Annotated in this window: 12 protein-coding genes; 3 read left to right on the forward strand and 9 right to left on the reverse strand. The window is 55.5% G+C overall.

The features are described from left to right. Positions 1-25: 25 nt before the first annotated feature. The 3 genes from MR935_RS01030 to MR935_RS01040 all read right to left on the reverse strand — a co-directional run bounded on the left by MR935_RS01030 (position 26) and on the right by MR935_RS01040 (position 5464). Complete coding sequence (locus MR935_RS01030; RefSeq protein ID WP_290570257.1) at positions 26-2026, reverse strand: methyl-accepting chemotaxis protein; 2001 nt, start codon at positions 2024-2026, stop codon at positions 26-28. Between the two features lie 350 nt (positions 2027-2376). After that, positions 2377-3681 (reverse strand): S-layer homology domain-containing protein, encoded by a 1305-nt coding sequence (locus tag MR935_RS01035; protein WP_290570258.1) that lies wholly within the window; start codon positions 3679-3681, stop codon positions 2377-2379. 259 nt (positions 3682-3940) lie between these two features. Continuing rightward, entirely contained in the window at positions 3941-5464 is a 1524-nt protein-coding gene (locus tag MR935_RS01040; RefSeq protein ID WP_290570259.1) for a YifB family Mg chelatase-like AAA ATPase, read from the reverse strand. A 342-nt stretch (positions 5465-5806) separates the two neighbouring features. On the opposite strand from MR935_RS01040, the gene nifJ reads away from it, so the two are divergent. Continuing rightward, positions 5807-9364, forward strand: coding sequence for a pyruvate:ferredoxin (flavodoxin) oxidoreductase (gene nifJ, locus MR935_RS01045; RefSeq protein WP_290570261.1), 3558 nt, complete (start codon positions 5807-5809; stop codon positions 9362-9364). A 605-nt stretch (positions 9365-9969) separates the two neighbouring features. After that, positions 9970-11565, forward strand: a complete 1596-nt coding sequence (locus tag MR935_RS01050; RefSeq protein ID WP_290570263.1) for a methyl-accepting chemotaxis protein — start codon at positions 9970-9972, stop codon at positions 11563-11565. A 116-nt stretch (positions 11566-11681) separates the two neighbouring features. Here MR935_RS01050 and MR935_RS01055 read toward each other — a convergent pair whose 3' ends face one another. Genes MR935_RS01055 through MR935_RS01065 form a run of 3 tightly spaced genes read right to left on the reverse strand, consistent with a single transcriptional unit; the run spans position 11682 to position 14661 of the window. Continuing rightward, positions 11682-12056: a bacteriohemerythrin gene (locus MR935_RS01055; RefSeq protein ID WP_290570265.1), complete on the reverse strand. Its 375-nt coding sequence runs from the start codon at positions 12054-12056 to the stop codon at positions 11682-11684. A 25-nt stretch (positions 12057-12081) separates the two neighbouring features. Next, positions 12082-13908, reverse strand: a complete 1827-nt coding sequence (locus MR935_RS01060; RefSeq protein ID WP_290570266.1) for a methyl-accepting chemotaxis protein — start codon at positions 13906-13908, stop codon at positions 12082-12084. Between the two features lie 48 nt (positions 13909-13956). Continuing rightward, entirely contained in the window at positions 13957-14661 is a 705-nt protein-coding gene (locus MR935_RS01065; RefSeq protein ID WP_290570268.1) for a cell division ATP-binding protein FtsE, read from the reverse strand. Between the two features lie 116 nt (positions 14662-14777). On the opposite strand from MR935_RS01065, the gene MR935_RS01070 reads away from it, so the two are divergent. Beyond that, positions 14778-15677, forward strand: a complete 900-nt coding sequence (locus MR935_RS01070) for a C39 family peptidase (RefSeq protein ID WP_290570269.1) — start codon at positions 14778-14780, stop codon at positions 15675-15677. A 5-nt stretch (positions 15678-15682) separates the two neighbouring features. On the opposite strand, the gene MR935_RS01075 is transcribed toward MR935_RS01070, so the two are convergent. The 3 genes from MR935_RS01075 to fliD all read right to left on the reverse strand — a co-directional run. Next, positions 15683-16054, reverse strand: a complete 372-nt coding sequence (locus MR935_RS01075; RefSeq protein WP_290570271.1) for a hypothetical protein — start codon at positions 16052-16054, stop codon at positions 15683-15685. Next, on the reverse strand, positions 16051-16422 hold the full coding sequence (gene fliS / locus MR935_RS01080) for a flagellar export chaperone FliS (protein ID WP_290570272.1): 372 nt from the start codon (positions 16420-16422) through the stop codon (positions 16051-16053). Before fliS ends, MR935_RS01075 begins: the two co-directional genes overlap by 4 nt. A gap of 28 nt (positions 16423-16450) precedes the next feature. Beyond that, on the reverse strand, positions 16451-17218 hold a 768-nt coding region (fliD, locus tag MR935_RS01085), incomplete at its 5' end, for a flagellar filament capping protein FliD (protein WP_290570274.1).

A 17218-nucleotide genomic window follows, 5' to 3' on the forward strand; every position in this document is an offset into this window, starting at 1 on the left:
CCCGGCAAAGGGACGCCTGTACCGCTTATTCTATATCGGGCAGCCTAAACTGGCTTATCATGCTTCTGAGCTTTTGCGCTTGGCCGGAAAGTTCCGCGCTGACCGCCGCATTCTGCTCGGCTGTGGCGGAATTGGTCTGCACGACGCTGGAAATCTGGTCAACGCTCTGCACGATCTGGGAGAGGAAGGAGGACTGCTGCTCGGATGCTTCGGAGATGGTGTAGAATACCTCGGTGATCTTCTGATCCTCATCCATGATCTGCTCCATGAACTGGGAGGTCGTCTCCATGCTCTGGGTGCCTTTCTCCACGGCTGTGAGCGAGGCTGCAATCAGCGCGGTCGTTGTATTGGAGGCCTCTGCGGTTTTGCCGGCAAGGTTGCGCACCTCATCCGCGACCACAGAGAAGCCCTTGCCGGCGACGCCGGCGCGGGCGGCCTCGATCGCCGCGTTCAGCGCGAGGATATTTGTCTGGAAAGCAATATCCTCAATGACCTTGATGATATGGCTGATCTCGTTGGATTTTTCAAGGATCTCATTCATAAACACAAGGCTCTGCCGCATTTTCTGATCGCCCTCTACGATGCTGCTGTTGATTTGTACCACGCCGTCGGTCGCGTTCATGACGATCTGATGGTTGTCATTCACGGTAGAGGAGATCTCCGCGACTGCGGATGCCAAGGTGTCGACCGAGGAGGACTGCTCAGTCGAGCTTTGCGCCAGCGCCTGCGCGCCGGAGGAAACCTGCTCGGCATCGGAGGAGACCTGCTCGGACACCTGATGGATGCCGCGCATCAGTGTGGTCAGCTTGCGGACAAATTCGGAAAGCGAATGCTCGATGGAAAGAAAGTCACCCTTGAATTCGATATCAGTGGTGGCGGTCAGGTCACCACGCGCAAAGCTCTCCATCACAGCGCTGATCGCATGGATATAGGAGGAAAGGTGATCGACGCAATGGCGCATGGAGTCGGCCATCGCGCCTACTTCGTCATCCCCGTGGTGGGTGATGGTGATGCTTAGATTGCCCTCGCTGATCTCCTGCAAACCCGCACAAAGCTCAGTAACGGGGCGGAGCTTTTTCTTGGTCACGGCGAACAGCATGGCCGCCATGATGACTGTGCTGCCCAGCAAGAGCAGATCAAGCGCGATGATGACCTTGGATATCACAGCGTAGTATTCGCCGGTGGACATGGAGGAAAGCATCCGCCAGCGGCCGTCCAAGGCGGTGCCGACGATGCCCATGCGGCTCTGACCGTTCATCTTATACTGCACGATATCGCCAGAGGGGGCGGCCAGATCGTCAAGTAAATCGCCCTCAACACCAACATCTTTCACATTTTTACCGACCAGATCGGTGTTTGCATAGCCCAGCACGACGTTGTCCTCCGATATCAGGGCGATGCGGCCGGTTTTGTCAAAGGACATCTGCGTGAGAAACTCCGATATCCGCGCTATTTTGAGGTCGAGAATCAGCATACCGGTCGTGCGCAAGCCATCAGTAACAGGGGTGATGATGGAAATACAATTTTCGCCGGTTACGGTATCGGTATAGAGCGATGTGATATAAATATCTGACATGGCTTCATTAAAATAAGAGCGCCCGCTGAGTGATATGTCAAGCCGCGTGCCGTCCTGTGTGTAAATGCGGTCTTCCGCAAGGCTGCCAAAGCCCATATTCAGGATGTTCGGGTATGTATTCATCGTTTGCCGCAAAAAAGCGATCGTGTCGGCAAAGCGCGGCATATCCGATAAGGCTGTGCCCGGGGTGCTTTCGGCAAGCAGGGCGGAGATCTGGTCGCTGCGAGCCATCATTTGCACGATGGCGATCTCCTTGTCGATAAACTGTTCGACCGCATTGGACGCGCCGCGTATGGACTGCTGCAAGAAATTATCCTGCGTTTGCTTCATGCCCGCGCCGGCGATCACGCTGATGCAAACGGCAGAGATCGTATTGAGCACAAACAGCGTGATGACCGAAAATAAAACAAGGGTCGTGGAAAGCTTTTTGGAACGTACCACCTTTTTCATTTTACATTCTACTCCTTTTTGCCAATTTGATAAATTGTACTTTTATAAATTAAAGAAATTTTAGATATTTTGCACTAATACAGCATACAGTTCCAACCTTTTCAATGATATGCTCCCCCTTTTTCTTTTTGCACCGGAGTTTGTAAAAGTACACTTTTTCAAACTGCGATGCAGGGCATCGAAACGCCATTTGCACATTAAAAGTTTGGGCTATATGCTGTTTTGAAAAATTATAAAGAACTTAATCTTTACAAAAGTGTAACAAATATAAATTAATAGTGCTTTCGCGGATGTCGGTATGTCTCATCAAAGGCCATACCGGCTTATGTGTGGATAGGCTTGTCCGTGTTTCAGCGTCCGAAATAGCTGAAATGCATGTAGTCCCGCTTGCTGCGCCAAGCATTGCCGCCCCATGTAAAACCATATTTGGTAAAAGCATTGTACACATCGCCGCCCTCGGGGATGGAGTAGGGATCCTCGCCGGGCAGCCAGTGGGTGCCGCAGGTCGGCGTCAGGCTGCCGTCTTCATTGATGGTGGCCTCCATATTTTCCTCCCAGTTGATATCGACCGCGGTGCCTTGCCCATGCTCGCCCGGACGCCATGCATAGCAGCCGACATCTTTGATAGGGAACTGCTCGTCCCCATGATAAATTTCCTCAAAGATCGCCTCATAAACGGGAGCAAGGCTGCGGTTGACCTCCAGCCAAGCGATGCCGGTGGTTTTGGAGCCGTCCTCTTGCAGCCGCCATACCTTGACGCGGATCTGGGTCATTTGCGTCTCGGCTTCATCGGCGGTCTGGTATGGTGCACCGCCCTCACCGTAAACAAAGGCCAGCTTTTCCTCGTTTGTCTGGGGCAGGGTCAAGGCAGAGCCATTCCAAACGTTGATAGGCTCGTCCTGCGGCGGCACGCTGCCATCCTCCGTGCCGGGAGAAACGCTGCCGCCTTCCGGGTCGGGGAAGACGATGCCACCCTCCGGGTCAAGAGAAGAAGCGTTACCCACTGGGGCAGGGGGCGGCGCATCGCCCCCAAACGCCGCACAAAAGCGGTTGGCCATGATGAGCGCCTGCTCGCGTGTGGCAGTGCCCGCGGGGGCGAGCAGGGGCGGCTGATCTTGCGCGGAGATGCCGTTGACGATTGCATAATCGACCATGGTAATCATGGCATTGACCGCGTAATCCCGAATATCGGGCACGTCGGGATAATCCTCGACCGCGCCGTCCCCTGCGATGGGCGGGGCAGTAAGATCGGCTGCGTCCAGCACGTTGTACAGCATTACGCACAGATCCTGTCGCTCGATCGAGGCGTTCGGATCGAACACGCCGTTGCCGCGCCCGCTGACCAGTCCCAGCTTGTACGCAGCTGTAACGCTCGGATCGTCGCAGTCATCAAAGGGTGTTTCGGATAGGAGCGGCACGCTTTTGCCGCTGACCGCCTGATAGAGATTGACAACAACGCCGCAGAACTCGGCGCGGGTGATCTCGCCCTTGGCGTTAAGCGCGGCCAGTGTGCTCGGCGCAAGACCGGAGGCCTCTGCGGCGGACACGCCCTCCTGCGCCCAGACAGAGATGTTGGTGAGCGCACCGGCCTTGGGCGTAAGCAGTGCGGTCAGTAGGGCAAAAGCGCCGGCGCATCGGCGCAGAGAATCGGACATAGCGATCACCATTTCGGCCACATCACACGATCGAGAGGAAAATACCAGGATGCAGCCGCCTTTCTCAGTAGATTTGTTTGCAAGAGGGATATACCTGCGGCAGCGCGCCGCACTAAAGGAGCATCCGCGCAAAAGCACGGTAATGCGATGGGATATTTTTCTGCTATACAGATCAGGAAAACCGTGTAAAACCGTCAAAGGACTGCAACTTATTCACAATATCCACAAGGTTTTCCACAAACAGGGGAAAAGCTGGGGATTACTCGGCGCTGGTGCGGTCGAGTGTGCGGTATTGCAGCGCCTCGGCAAGATGAACGGCTTCAATGGTACTGCTGTTTGCAAGATCAGCGATCGTGCGGGCAACGCGCAGCACGCGGTCGTGCGCACGGGCGGTCAGCCCAAGGCGCTCGAATGCCGCCGCGAACATATGCGAGGCATCCTCCGAAAGGGGGCAGTGCGCGGCAAGCTGCGCGGGTGCGATCGAGGCGTTACAGGTATCCTTGCCCTGCCGTGCGTATTGCACGGTGCGCGCGGCGAGCACGCGAGCGCGGATATCGGCCGAGCTTTCCTCGTTGGCCGTGCCGCGTGCAGCCAGCGCGGCGTATTCGACCGGCTGTACCGTGACCTGCAGGTCAATCCGGTCGAGCAGCGGGCCGGACAGACGCTTGAGATATTGCCGCACGGAGGAGGTCGAGCAGGTGCAGCGGTCGGTGCCGTACCAGCCGCATTTGCAGGGATTCATCGCGGCGATGAGCTGGAACTGCGCGGGGTAGGTGACCTGCCCCGCCACGCGGGAGATGGTCACGCAGCCATCCTCAAGCGGCTGGCGCAGCGTTTCGAGCACATCACGGTGGAACTCGGGCAGCTCGTCCAGAAACAGCACGCCGCGATGGGCGAGCGTGATCTCACCGGGCATAGGCAGCCGCCCGGCCGCGCCCGAGCCGCCGGCCATCGCGTTGGCGGATGAGGTGTGGTGCGGTGCGCGGAAGGGACGCTCGGCGCGCTCGACTGCCTGCTGTCCGCGGCCGACGGCCGACCAGACGCGGATGACCTCGAGCCGCTCGTCTGTGGACAGCGGGGGCAGGATGGACGAAAAGCGCTTGGCCATCATGCTTTTGCCCGAGCCGGGGGAGCCGGAAAGCAGGATGTTGTGTCCGCCTGCCGCGGCGATCTCCAGCGCACGTTTGACCGCGTGCTGCCCCATGACATGGCAAAAATCAAGCGTTTCGTCTCGCGGGGCGGGCGGAGTGGGTGGTGGGCATGGTGTGAGCGCGCCGCGCCCGTGGAGATGATTGACCAGCGCGCCGAGATCGGGCACGGGCAGGATGGTCATGCCGTCAGCATAGGCAGCCTCCGCCGCATTCTGCGCGGGCACATAAATGGTTTTGAAACCCGCATCGCGCGCGGCCAGCGCCATCGAAAGCGCGCCGCACACTGGGCGCAGCGCGCCGGTCAGCGACAGCTCGCCGAGGAACACCGCGTCCTGCGGTGGGGCGTTGATCTCGCCCGCTGCGGCGAGAATGGAAAGCAGGATGGGCAGATCGTAAGCCGTGCCGGCTTTTTTGGTATCAGCCGGGGCGAGATTGACGGTAAGACGGGAGACCGGCCAGTCAAAGCCGCATGCCTTGGCTGCGGCGCGCACGCGGTCGCCTGCCTCGGCCACCGCGCCGGTCGGCAGGCCGACAACGTCCAGCCGGGGAAGACCGCCGGACAGAAAGCACTCAACCGTTACGACATAGCCATCAATCCCAAGCAGCCCGGCAGAAAATACGCGCGAGACCATCTCATCCCTCCGTCCGGAAAATTCTTACATTATAAATATACATAAAAGCCTAAGCACACGCAACGGAAAATTGGAAACATAAGGCAACCGTAACACAACTGTAACACAGATGGTAAAATGTTGGTGATATCATTTGGTAATCAAGTGGCCAAGCAGATAGGCAGACAAGCAGCCGAGCATATGATTTGGAGATTGTTACGAATTTGATATATTAGGTGTTTACAATTTTGTGATGGAGTGATAGAATGAAAAGGGTTGGTGTGCATATTGTCTTTGTGCATATCGCAGCAAAGCACGGCCACCCCGTTCAGCACGTTATAACTGAATAGGAGGATATATCACATGGCAAGAAAGATGAAGTCCATGGACGGCAACACCGCTGCGGCACATGTGTCGTATGCGTTTACCGAGGTCGCGGGTATCTATCCGATCACCCCGTCCAGCCCCATGGCAGACAGCGTTGACCAGTGGGCTGCCGCCGGTCAAAAAAACATTTTCGGTACAACTGTAAAGGTCATCGAGATGCAGTCTGAGGCGGGCGCTGCGGGTACGGTGCACGGCTCTCTGGCGGCCGGCGCGCTGACCACGACCTACACTGCGTCTCAGGGTCTGCTGCTCATGATCCCGAATATGTATAAAATCGCGGGTGAGCTGCTTCCCTGCGTTTTCCATGTTTCGGCGCGCACAGTCGCGACACATGCACTGAGCATTTTCGGCGACCAATCCGACGTTATGGCTTGCCGTCAGATCGGCTTTGCCATACTGGCGGAGGGCAATCCGCAGGAGGTTATGGATCTGTCCGCCGTGGCGCATCTGGCCACCATCAAGTCCCGCGTGCCGTTCATCAACTTCTTCGACGGCTTCCGCACCTCTCATGAGATTCAGAAGATTCAGGTTTGGGACTACGACGACCTGAAGGAAATGTGCGATATGGATGCGGTTGAGGCTTTCCGCCGTCGTGCGCTCAATCCCGAGCACGCTGTGATGCGCGGTTCGCATGAGAACGGCGATATCTTCTTCCAGCACCGCGAGGCCGGCAACAAGTACTACGAAGCGGTACCCGGCATCGTAGAGGAGTACATGGATAAGGTAAACGCCAAGCTCGGTACCAACTACCAGCTGTTCAACTACTACGGCGCGGCCGATGCCGACCGCGTTATCATTGCGATGGGCTCGATTTGCGATGTGGCCGAGGAGGTCATCGACTACCTCAACGCCCATGGCGAAAAGGTCGGACTTATTAAGGTTCGCCTGTACCGCCCGTTCCGCGCCGACAAGCTGCTCGCCGCTATCCCGGCGACCGCTAAGAAGATCGCCGTGCTCGACCGCACCAAGGAGCCCGGCTCACAGGGCGAGCCGCTTCACATGGACGTTATCACCGCGCTGGCAAACGCCGGCATTACCGATAAGATCGTCACCGGCGGTCGTTACGGCCTTGGCTCCAAGGATACACCCCCGTCCTCGGTCTTCGCGGTATATGAGGAGCTGAAAAAGGACACGCCCAAGGAGCAGTTTACGATCGGCATCAACGATGACGTGACCCATCTGTCTCTGGAGGAAAAGCCTGCCCCGAACACCGCGTACGAGGGTACGACTGAATGCAAGTTCTGGGGCCTCGGCGGCGATGGCACCGTTGGTGCGAACAAGAACTCGATCAAGATCATCGGCGACCATACCGACAAGTACGTACAGGCGTACTTCCAGTATGACTCCAAGAAGACAGGCGGCGTGACGGTGTCGCACCTGCGCTTTGGAGACAAGCCGATCCGCTCTGCATACTACGTCAACAAGGCCGACTTTGTCGCCTGCCATAATCCGTCCTATATCACCAAGGGCTTCCCGATCGTACGCGATGTAAAGCCAGGCGGCGTATTCCTCATCAACTGCCAGTGGAGCCCGGAGGAGCTGGAAAAGCACCTCGCGCCATCTGAAAAGCGCTATATCGCCAAGAACAATGTGCAGCTTTACACCATCAACGCGATCGATCTCGCCATTGAGATCGGTATGGGCAAGCGCACCAATACCATTTTGCAGTCCGCGTTCTTCGCGCTGGCCAATGTAATGCCCGAGGCGGAGGCCATCCAGTTTATGAAGGATGCCGCCACCAAGTCCTACATGAAGAAGGGCCAGGATGTGGTCGATATGAACCACAAGGCAATCGACGCGGGTGCTACGGCGTTTGTTAAGATCGACGTGCCTGCTTCTTGGGCGGATGCCAAGGATGAGGGCGGAAGCGAGGCGTTGTCCGGCCGATCCGATACCGTTAAAATGGTCAAGGAGCTGATGGAGCCCATCAACCGCATGGATGGCGACAGCCTGCCTGTTTCGGCTTTTGTTGATTATGCAGACGGTACCTTCAAGCACGGCGCAGCCGCATACGAGAAGCGCGGCATCGCGGTTACTGTTCCGACTTGGAATCACGACACCTGCATCCAGTGCAACCTGTGCGCGAACGCCTGTCCGCACGCTACCATTCGTCCTTTCGCGCTGACTGAGGAGGAGGCCGCCAAGGCCCCTGCGGCATCCAGAATCGTTGACATCAAGGCCGGCAAGGGTAAGGGCGTTTATAAGTATTCTCTGGTGGTTTCGCCGCTGGACTGCATGGGCTGCGACGTTTGCGTTACCGTTTGCCCGACTGATTCGCTGTCCATGGTGCCGCAGGCACAGGAGGCCGCGCAGCAGGAAGTGTTCGACTACATGGTCGCTGAGGTGACCGAGAAGCCGGACATGATTTCGACCAAGTCCGTCAAGGACAGCCAGTTCAAGAAGCCGCTGCTTGAGTTCTCGGGTGCGTGCGCAGGCTGCGCTGAAACCGCCTATGCCCGTTTGATTACCCAGATCAGCGGCGACCGTATGTACATCTCCAACGCGACAGGCTGCTCGTCTATCTGGGGCGGTCCGGCTGCGACCTCGCCGTACACAGTCGACGCTAAGGGTCACGGCCCGGCGTGGGCAAACTCTCTGTTCGAGGATAATGCCGAGCACGGTCTTGGCATGTTCTACGGCCAGAAGGCCATTCGTGATCGTCTGATTCTTAAGCTCGAGGAAATGGCCGCTGCGGAAGGCACCACTGACACCATGAAGAGCGCTATTCAGACCTTCTTGGAGACCAAGGAGGACGGCGAGGCCAATGCAGCTGCGACGGTTGCGCTGGTTGCCGAGCTGGAGAAAGGCGCGGCCGCCGGCTGTGCGGTCTGCAAATATGTATTGGAGTCCAAGGACTTCCTGTCCAAGAAGTCGGTCTGGATCTTCGGCGGCGACGGCTGGGCTTATGATATCGGCTTTGGCGGCTTGGATCATGTGCTGGCCTCCGGCGAGGATGTTAACGTGATCGTCTTTGATACCGAGGTTTACTCCAATACCGGTGGTCAGGCCTCTAAGGCGACCGGCATTGGTGCCGTAGCGCAGTTTGCGGCAGCTGGTAAGGCAATCGGCAAGAAGAGTTTGGCCGAGATTGCGATGAGCTATGGCTACGTCTATGTGGCGCAGGTTGCCATGGGCGCAAATCCGACGCAGACACTCAAGGCAATTACCGAGGCTGAGGCATATCATGGCCCGTCGCTCATCATTGCTTACTCGCCCTGCGAGATGCATTCGATCAAGGGCGGCTTAGGTCAGTGTCAGGTTGAGATGAAGCGTGCGGTTGATTGCGGCTACTGGAATATGTTCCGCTACAATCCGGCGCTCAAGGCTGAGGGTAAGAATCCGTTTATTCTTGACAGCAAGGAGCCCAAGACCGAGGACTACCGCAAGTTCATGATGAACGAGGCGCGCTACTCCGCGTTGACCCGCTCTTTCCCGGATCGCGCCGAGGATCTGTTCAACAGATCCGAAAAGGAATCTGTCCAGCGTTACAAGCACTTGCAGCGCCTGCAGGATTTGTACGCACCGGAAGTATAATACTGCAATAGAAAGCATAAAAAAGCCACGCAGAGTATTCTGCGTGGCTTTTTATCTTGCAATGATGGACCATAATGCGATAATAGAACAAAAGGGGGAGGAAGGATGGTGAGAAATTGGAAAAAACTATCTCCTAATCAAAAATGCGGTTTCTCCTATTGGCATTTTTCATTATTGTAACAGATGTGATTTTGTTTTGACCAAATTATATTCGGCATTTTCTGCCTGATTGCTGTGGTCATTGTGGCATTGCTGCTTTATCAATCCTGCAAATAATCTTGAATTGTCAAGTATGCTTGCACTATATTTTGGTCAGCACTTGCGATAAGTGAGGCTCGTACAGCGGCATGGGCAACGGTATTTTGCAGAGAGGACACGGTTTCGGCTGCGCCGTTTTCCCAGCGTGCGGCATACGATAGCTGTTTTATGATAAGTGCTTAGTTTTTGGAGAAGGATATGGCTATATTTGCATTGAATGCGCATTGACAAAATCGACTTAAAATTGTAGAATTTAGTTAAGTAAATAATCGGTCAATTGTGGGATAATTGTTACCGCTTTTCTTGTATTAAGTGGTATAGTATTGGAAAAAAGGAGCGTATCACAGATGAAAATTTCTAAACTGATCTATAGTGCCTTGACCAGTTTGCTGATCCTCAGCATAGTGGGTTCGACCTTCACCTATTTAATGCTGAAGGACAACCAGAATAACGGCACGATTATCAATTGCAGCGGCATTGTCCGCGGCGGCGTGCAGCGCGCTGTCAAGCTGCATGTGATGAACCAGCCGATCGACGAGGTGATGTCCAATCTGGAGAGCCTCATGGACGGCCTTTTGAATGGTGACCCGTCGCTCAATCTGCCCGCAGCGCCCACCGCCTTGTTTCGAGAGAAGATGACGGCTGTGCGGGAGTATTGGTACAACACTCTGAAGCCGGAGATGATTCATGAGACGGGCGTACATAACACGCAGGCACTTTTAGAAAAGAGTGAGACATTCTTTACGCTGACCAACGAAGCAGTAGCTGCGGCCGAGCAAAACGCGGTTGGTGGCATCTTTCGCCTCGAGATCGTCACGGGCATTATTCTGCTGATTAATCTGCTGTGCATTATCGCCATCGGTGCCACTGTGCGGCATAAGGTGATCGCGCCGCTGGCGCTGTTGGAAAGGGGCGTTGCGAGAGTGTCGCAGGGCGATTTGGATGCGCAGATCACCTACCACTCCCCGGATGAGCTGGGCGCGCTCGCGGACAGTATGCGAGCCATGTCAGGTAGCCTGAACCAGTATATCCATGAGATCCAGCATGAGCTACAGGAGCTTTCCCAAGGTAACCTGTGTCTTGAGGTGAATACCAGCTTCCAAGGAGACTTTGTGGCCATTGAAAGTTCACTGCAACGTATCATCGCTTCGCTTAACGACATGATGAGCCACATTGACCAAAGCGCTGAGCAGGTTTCGATCAACTCCTCGCAGGTGGCTATGGGTATCCAGACGCTGGTCAACTCCTCGGCTGAGGAGACGCAGTCTATGACGACCCTCGCTGAGACGGTGACCAGTATGTCCGACAAGATGCACCACACAGCCGAACAGGCCGCATATGCGGGTGAGCTGGTGGATAAGGTATGCCAGCGCATCGGCCAGTGTGGCGAGCATATGCAGCAGATGGTCGATGCGATGGGCAATATTTCGGAAAGCTCGACCGGTATCGGCAGAATCACCAAGACGATTGAAGATATCTCTTTCCAAACCAATATTCTTGCGCTCAACGCGGCGGTAGAGGCTGCCCGCGCCGGTGCGGCGGGCAAGGGCTTTGCTGTGGTGGCTGATGAGGTACGTGCTTTGGCTAACAAGAGCGGCGAATCCGTGCAGAGCACCGCATCATTGGTCGATGACTCAATGGCAGCGGTCGAAAACGGCACACGCATTGCAAGTGTTACCGATGAGATGCTGCACGAGGTGGTGAGCATGGCGCAGGACGTTTTGACGGCTGTCCATGCAATCACTGATGCTACCGCACAGCAGTCCAAGTCCATCGAAGAGATCATGCAGGAGATACACCGTGTTACAGGTATTGTAGAGGCTAACAGCCATACCACCCGCGAAAGCGCTGTGGCTGGTCGCGAGCTATCCGATCAAGCGCAGGTGCTCAAGGATTTGGTGGGACGCTTCTGCCTCAGGGATAGGGAGCTGAGCTTGACATAATACAAGCGAAAAGAAAACCCTCGGGGAATCCCGAGGGTTTTTTCATCTTCAAAAAAACTATCATAAAAACTAACAGAGCTGCATAAACTTGTTATGCAGCTCTGTGTGTATTTGGGTCAGGATGATGCTTTCACATGCGCGGCAACGCGCTTATCTTCTTGACGGATGTGGGCGATCAATATGCTGACCAGCTGGTTCAAATCGCTCAGGTTTTGCATTGTAGGGCCATCTGTGTGGAGGTGTGATGCAAGCAAACGAACCTTGGATTTGTAATTCGTGTGGAAATCGTGGTGAGAATCATAGTTTGGATAGCTGTATTGGCGCTGTAATTGCTCTTCATCGCTAAAGTGCTTATCCACATAATCCGCAAGGAAATCCACGGTGTCATTGATCTGCTGGCGACCCTGGCCGCTTGAGCATGCATCAAGGAGATTATTAATCGCGTCAAAAAGCTCAATATGCTCAGAGTCAATTAGGTCGTTGCCGGTCAAAAGATCAGAGGTCAGGGTGTAATGCTTAGTATTTGCTGTAGTCGTCAGTGAAGGACGAGGCTTGCTCGTACTCGCCGCGAAAGGTTTCTCCCGAAACGGGAGAACTACCTCCTGCGTAATAGCCGCCGCCGTGTGCATGAGAGTGGCTGCTCATATCAGACGTAGTCTGGTTGCCGATATCGAACCGATTGCAAATCTGCAGCATGATGTTGGACTGAGAAGACAGCTCCTCGCTGGCCGCAGCAGACTCCTCGCTGGTTGCGGAGTTGGTCTGCACAACGGTCGAGATCTGGTCGATACCCTGCATGACCTGATCGATCGACTCGGACTCGTTCTGCGCAGCTTCTGCGATCAACGCAATTTGATCGACCGCCTTGCTGGTCAGCTCGGCGCTGAGTGTAATCGATTCCGCCGCAGCATGTGCAATGCTCGAGCCGCGCTCGACCGCGCGAATGGAATCCTCGATCAGCGTTGTGGTATTCTTGGCGGCCTCAGCAGACTTGGAAGCCAGGTTGCGCACCTCGTCGGCAACAACGGCAAAGCCCTTACCAGCCGAGCCAGCGCGGGCAGCCTCTACCGCCGCGTTGAGCGCGAGAATGTTGGTCTGGAATGCAATATCCTCGATGGTCTTGATAATCTTGCTAATCTCCTGCGAGGTGGAGGTGATTTCGCCCATAGCGGTAATCATCTGCGCCATCTGCTCTTGGCTGGCGAGGTTCTGCTTACCGGCCTTATCGGCGTGTTCGCGGGCGGTGAGGGCGGATTCAGCATTGTTATGCGCCGAGGTGGAGATATCGTTCATCGTAGCGGAAAGCTCCTCTACCGCGCTGGCCTGCTCGGTAGCGCCCTGCGCAAGTGCCTGCGCACCGTTGGAGACTTGCTCGGCACCGGAGGACACCTGATTGGCCGACTGCTTGATCTCGGCGATCGTGTTGCCCAGTTGCTTGAGCAGCGTGCTCAAGCTGCCGGAAATCTCGGTCAGCATGCCGGGGAAGTTGCCCTGCACCTTCAGGTTGAACTTGCCATGTGCCATGCCGGAGGAAATACGGGAGATTTCCGAAATGGCCGAACGGAGCACGTCTTGGCTGGTACGCACCGCGTCGGCAACCTCGCCGATTTCATCCTTGGACTCGTAGGTGACCGGATGATCGAGCACACCTTGGCTCATTTGCAGAATGGCCTCGCGGGTCTCGGCCAGAGGGGAGACGATCGAGCTGATCAGACGAACCGCAAAAATCATGGTCAGAAGCAGGAAGACGACCGTCATCACAACATAGATGATGATGGTGGAGGTAACGCGCCGCGCTTCGGAACTGATTGCATCCTGCGTGGCCACATGAAGCTCCTCAGACACCTTAGCAGCATCACTGGCCAAAGTATCAATCGCAGGCGTACACTGTGTGAGCAGAATCGTGCTCGCCAGCTCAACATCACCAGCAGTTACAGCCGAAACAACTTGGGGCGCAATGGCCTGCCAAGCATCGACAGAGTTCAGGAAGTTAGAGGCGGCACTGCTGTTAGGCAGAATTTTGGCGTAGTTCGTGCGAATGTAATCGAGCGTATTCTCCAGATCGGCCATTTCCGTGTTCAGGATGGACTGGGTGGAGGCGAAATTCGTCATTTCGGTATCGAGCACGATATCCCGCGTGTGACGGGCAAGCCGGTTGATAATCATACGGGCGGTGAGAACCTCGTTTTCCATCTCTGATGTGCCGTTAAGCACCGCCTCATACCGGGTGCGCATACTGACCGTACTGGCAAGTGCGAAGATGACCAGTATGAGCGACAAGACGATGGGCAGGGCATAGCCCAAGATCAATCTTGGAGCGATACGCAGGTTTTTGAGTTTCATTTTACCAACTTCCTTCCACAATAAATAAAAAATATAAAAAAACGGCTTTTATTTTTGTATTTTGCCGTATTTTCCTTTCTCCACATCACCAACCACCCGACCGGAGACGAGCGTGACCACGCGGCGGCACATGATATTGACAAAATCCTTCGCGTGGGTGGCCATGATGACTGTCGTGCCGCGCCGGTTGATCTCGCTTAAAATGTTCATGATATCCCAGCCGGTGTCATGATCGAGGTTGGCTGTGATCTCGTCGATCAGCAGAATCGGCGGACTGCCGACCATGGCGCGCGCCAACTCGACCAGCTTGATCTGTCCACCGGATAGCTGAAACGGATACAGATGCTCGGCAAAGCGCATGCCGACCGCGGACAGCGCCCGCTGCGTGTTATGCGGGATGATACGATGATTGACGCCCAGCGCGCGCTGAACAATCTCCAGATTTTGACCAATTGTCTTTTTTCGGACCAAACTGGAATCTTGCCAGACCTGACCAATGGTGCGGCGGTGCGACAGCCGGCGCCAAAGCCGCATTTTGCCTATGTTCTGATTATCCACAAAGATAGCGCCCTCGTCCGGGGAGATATGGCTGGCAATCAGACGGAGCAGGGTGGTTTTGCCTGCGCCGCTGCTTCCGATCAGAAAAACAAATTCTCCCTGATTGATAGAGAATGAAACATCGTCGATCGCTGCAAATTTGCGCTGCTCGTTGATAAAATATTTGGTCACATGGTGCAGTTCAATTTGAGGCAAGCGGTGTTCCTCCCACTCCATGTAGACATATTAGTAAAATATGAATACAATGGACAAATTTGAAATTTTTTGGTATCATAGCAATAAGCATTCCTTTTCCACCGAGGTGTATCTTTGTGAAGAAACGTAAGAAGCATAAGTTCCGCAATACCCTGATGATCATTATCCTGCTGATTCTGTGCGTCGGCGGCGCTGAGCTTGCCGTTTGCTACTGGGTCGACCGGCCGGTTTTCTACAAGATCGTCACACCGGTTCGCCGTCAGGCGGTGGCGGCGTGGAACGCGAGCACCGCGTGGCTCGACGACAGACGCGAGCAGGTGGCGGACAAGTTTGCCGAAATCAGTGAGGCAATCGAAGAAAAGCGCCAGGAGAAAGAGCAGGCTGAAATCGAATCCCAAGAGGCTGGTGAGCCGCTACTTTTAGAGGGCGGCATGACCATTAACGATCCCGAAGTCACCGAGCTGGTCGTGCGGGACGGTCAGGAGATCCTGACAGGTGGCGCAGTATCCATCGCTTACTTCGCGCAAAGTGATCCGGCATGGAAAGAGCAGCGTTACGGCTCCGATCCGATCGGCAGCTATGGCTGTGGGCCGACCGCGCTGGCGATGGCCGTCAAAAGCTTCGGAACGGCCGACACTGATCCTGCGCAGATGGCGCAGTGGTGCGCCGCGCAAGGGTTTTGGGCGGTCAGAAGCGGCTCATATCACACCATCGTGCGCGGCGTAGCAAAGGGGTATGGACTGGTATGCACCACGCCCTCGCGGTTGACCGCAGAGGAACTGCGCACGCAGCTGTCCGGCGGGCGTATCGCAGTTGCACTCATGAAACCCGGACATTTTACAAGCACAGGGCATTTTATCTTGCTGCGTGGGATAACCTTAGAGGGCAACATACTGGTAGCCGATCCAAACAGCCGGGCGCGCAGCCTGCAAGCATGGGATGCACAGCTGATTATTGATGAGCTGAGCGGAAGCCGCGATTCAGGCGCGCCCTTATGGTTCCTGTCGCTGCCGTAAAGCGGCTATCGTGTGGACAAGCTCTGCTGTATCCGCCGGTCAAGTGGGATCAGATGCTCCAAAAGCTGACGATTCTGCTGCATTTGTTTGGCAAGCTGCTGCTCGCCGTCGTCCGTGGGGGACGATCCGTTGAGCAGCGCTTGCCATTTTTTTTGCATGTCAGGCGCAAGACCGTCGGCAGCGCTCTGGATGCGCTCGTCAGTCTCCTGCAGGCGCAGGACAACATCCTGCCGCATGGACAGCAGCAGACTGAAGGAGATGCGGTCGTCGCGGTCAAGTGCATCAGCCATCTGCTGGGTCAGGTCAAGCGCCTCACCCAGCGCGGTATAGCGCTTGCGCAGCTGCACCAGCAGCTCCAGAAGCGGCCCGTTTATCATACGCCGCCCGCCTTTTGCGCCTCACGGAAGGTGTCGCGCAGCTCGGTCAGACGGGGCTTGACCTCAGCGAGTACCTTGGCATTGCGTCCGATATGAACGCGGCCAAGCTCATACAGGAAAAAGTCATACAGGCGATGCAGGTCATGGCTGATGGGATACTGCGGGTCGAGCGTGTCATCTAAGTACTGCAGAATATCAATAGAACGCTGAATTGAGGCTTCAAACAGGTCAAAGTCCTGCTTTTGCAGCGCAAGCTCGGCGCGGGTCAGGCGCTTTATCAGCTCATCGTACAGCAGCATCAGAAGTTCGCCGGACGTCATAGTGCTGATCGACTGCGCCTTATATTGTTGATAGCCATGTATATCCATGGAAAATATCCCTTTCTACGCCAAACGCTTAATAGCTGCTTCCGGTCATGCCGGCAAAATACGAGCTTTGTGCGTTCATCTGATTGATGAGAACTTCCAGCTTGCTGAACTTGGACGTATACCGGTCGATCTGATCGTTGAGCTTGTCATTGAGCGAATCAATCGTGGTGTCGATGGCGTTCAGCTGGGTCTGAATAGAGTTTTGCAGCAGCGAGAGCGACGAATACTGCGAACCAGCCTTCTCAATCAGGATGCCCTTGGTCGCGCCGCTGATGCCTGCGTACTTGTCAAGGGACACCTTCAGGCGGGACATAACGCCGCCGGAGTTCGTATCGTCCACCGTGACGGTCGTGCCGTTCTTGGTGACCGTTTTTTGACCCAACGGGTCGGCAAACGCACTGGCTACAGAGTTCGGGTCGCTTTCGAGTGCTGCACGCAGCTTGGTCTCGTCAAGGCTGATCGTGCCCTTGTCCGTGCCGTAGCTGGTCGAGGCAGTGATGCCGATTTTGCTCATCTCAGAGCCGCCAAACAGATAGCGCAGCGACTCGGACAGGCTGCTCAAATCGCGGTCGCCGAACAGCAGGCCCTGCTTGGCTTTGGCTTCGTAGTTTTCAATGGCCTTGTCGCTCATATCGGCCTTGTCGTCATCGGTCAGCGGCTCGTAGGACTTTTTGTATTCGGGCTGAGTAGTGTACTGCGTATTCAGCTCGGTCATCATAGCGTTGTAGTCCTCAACAAAGCTCTTGACTGCGTTGACGATCTTATCGGTATCCACCTTGGCGTTGAACGTGACCTG

Origin of the sequence: Agathobaculum sp., from assembly GCF_022775115.1 — a bacterium.
Classification (GTDB): Bacteria; Bacillota; Clostridia; order Oscillospirales; family Butyricicoccaceae; genus Agathobaculum.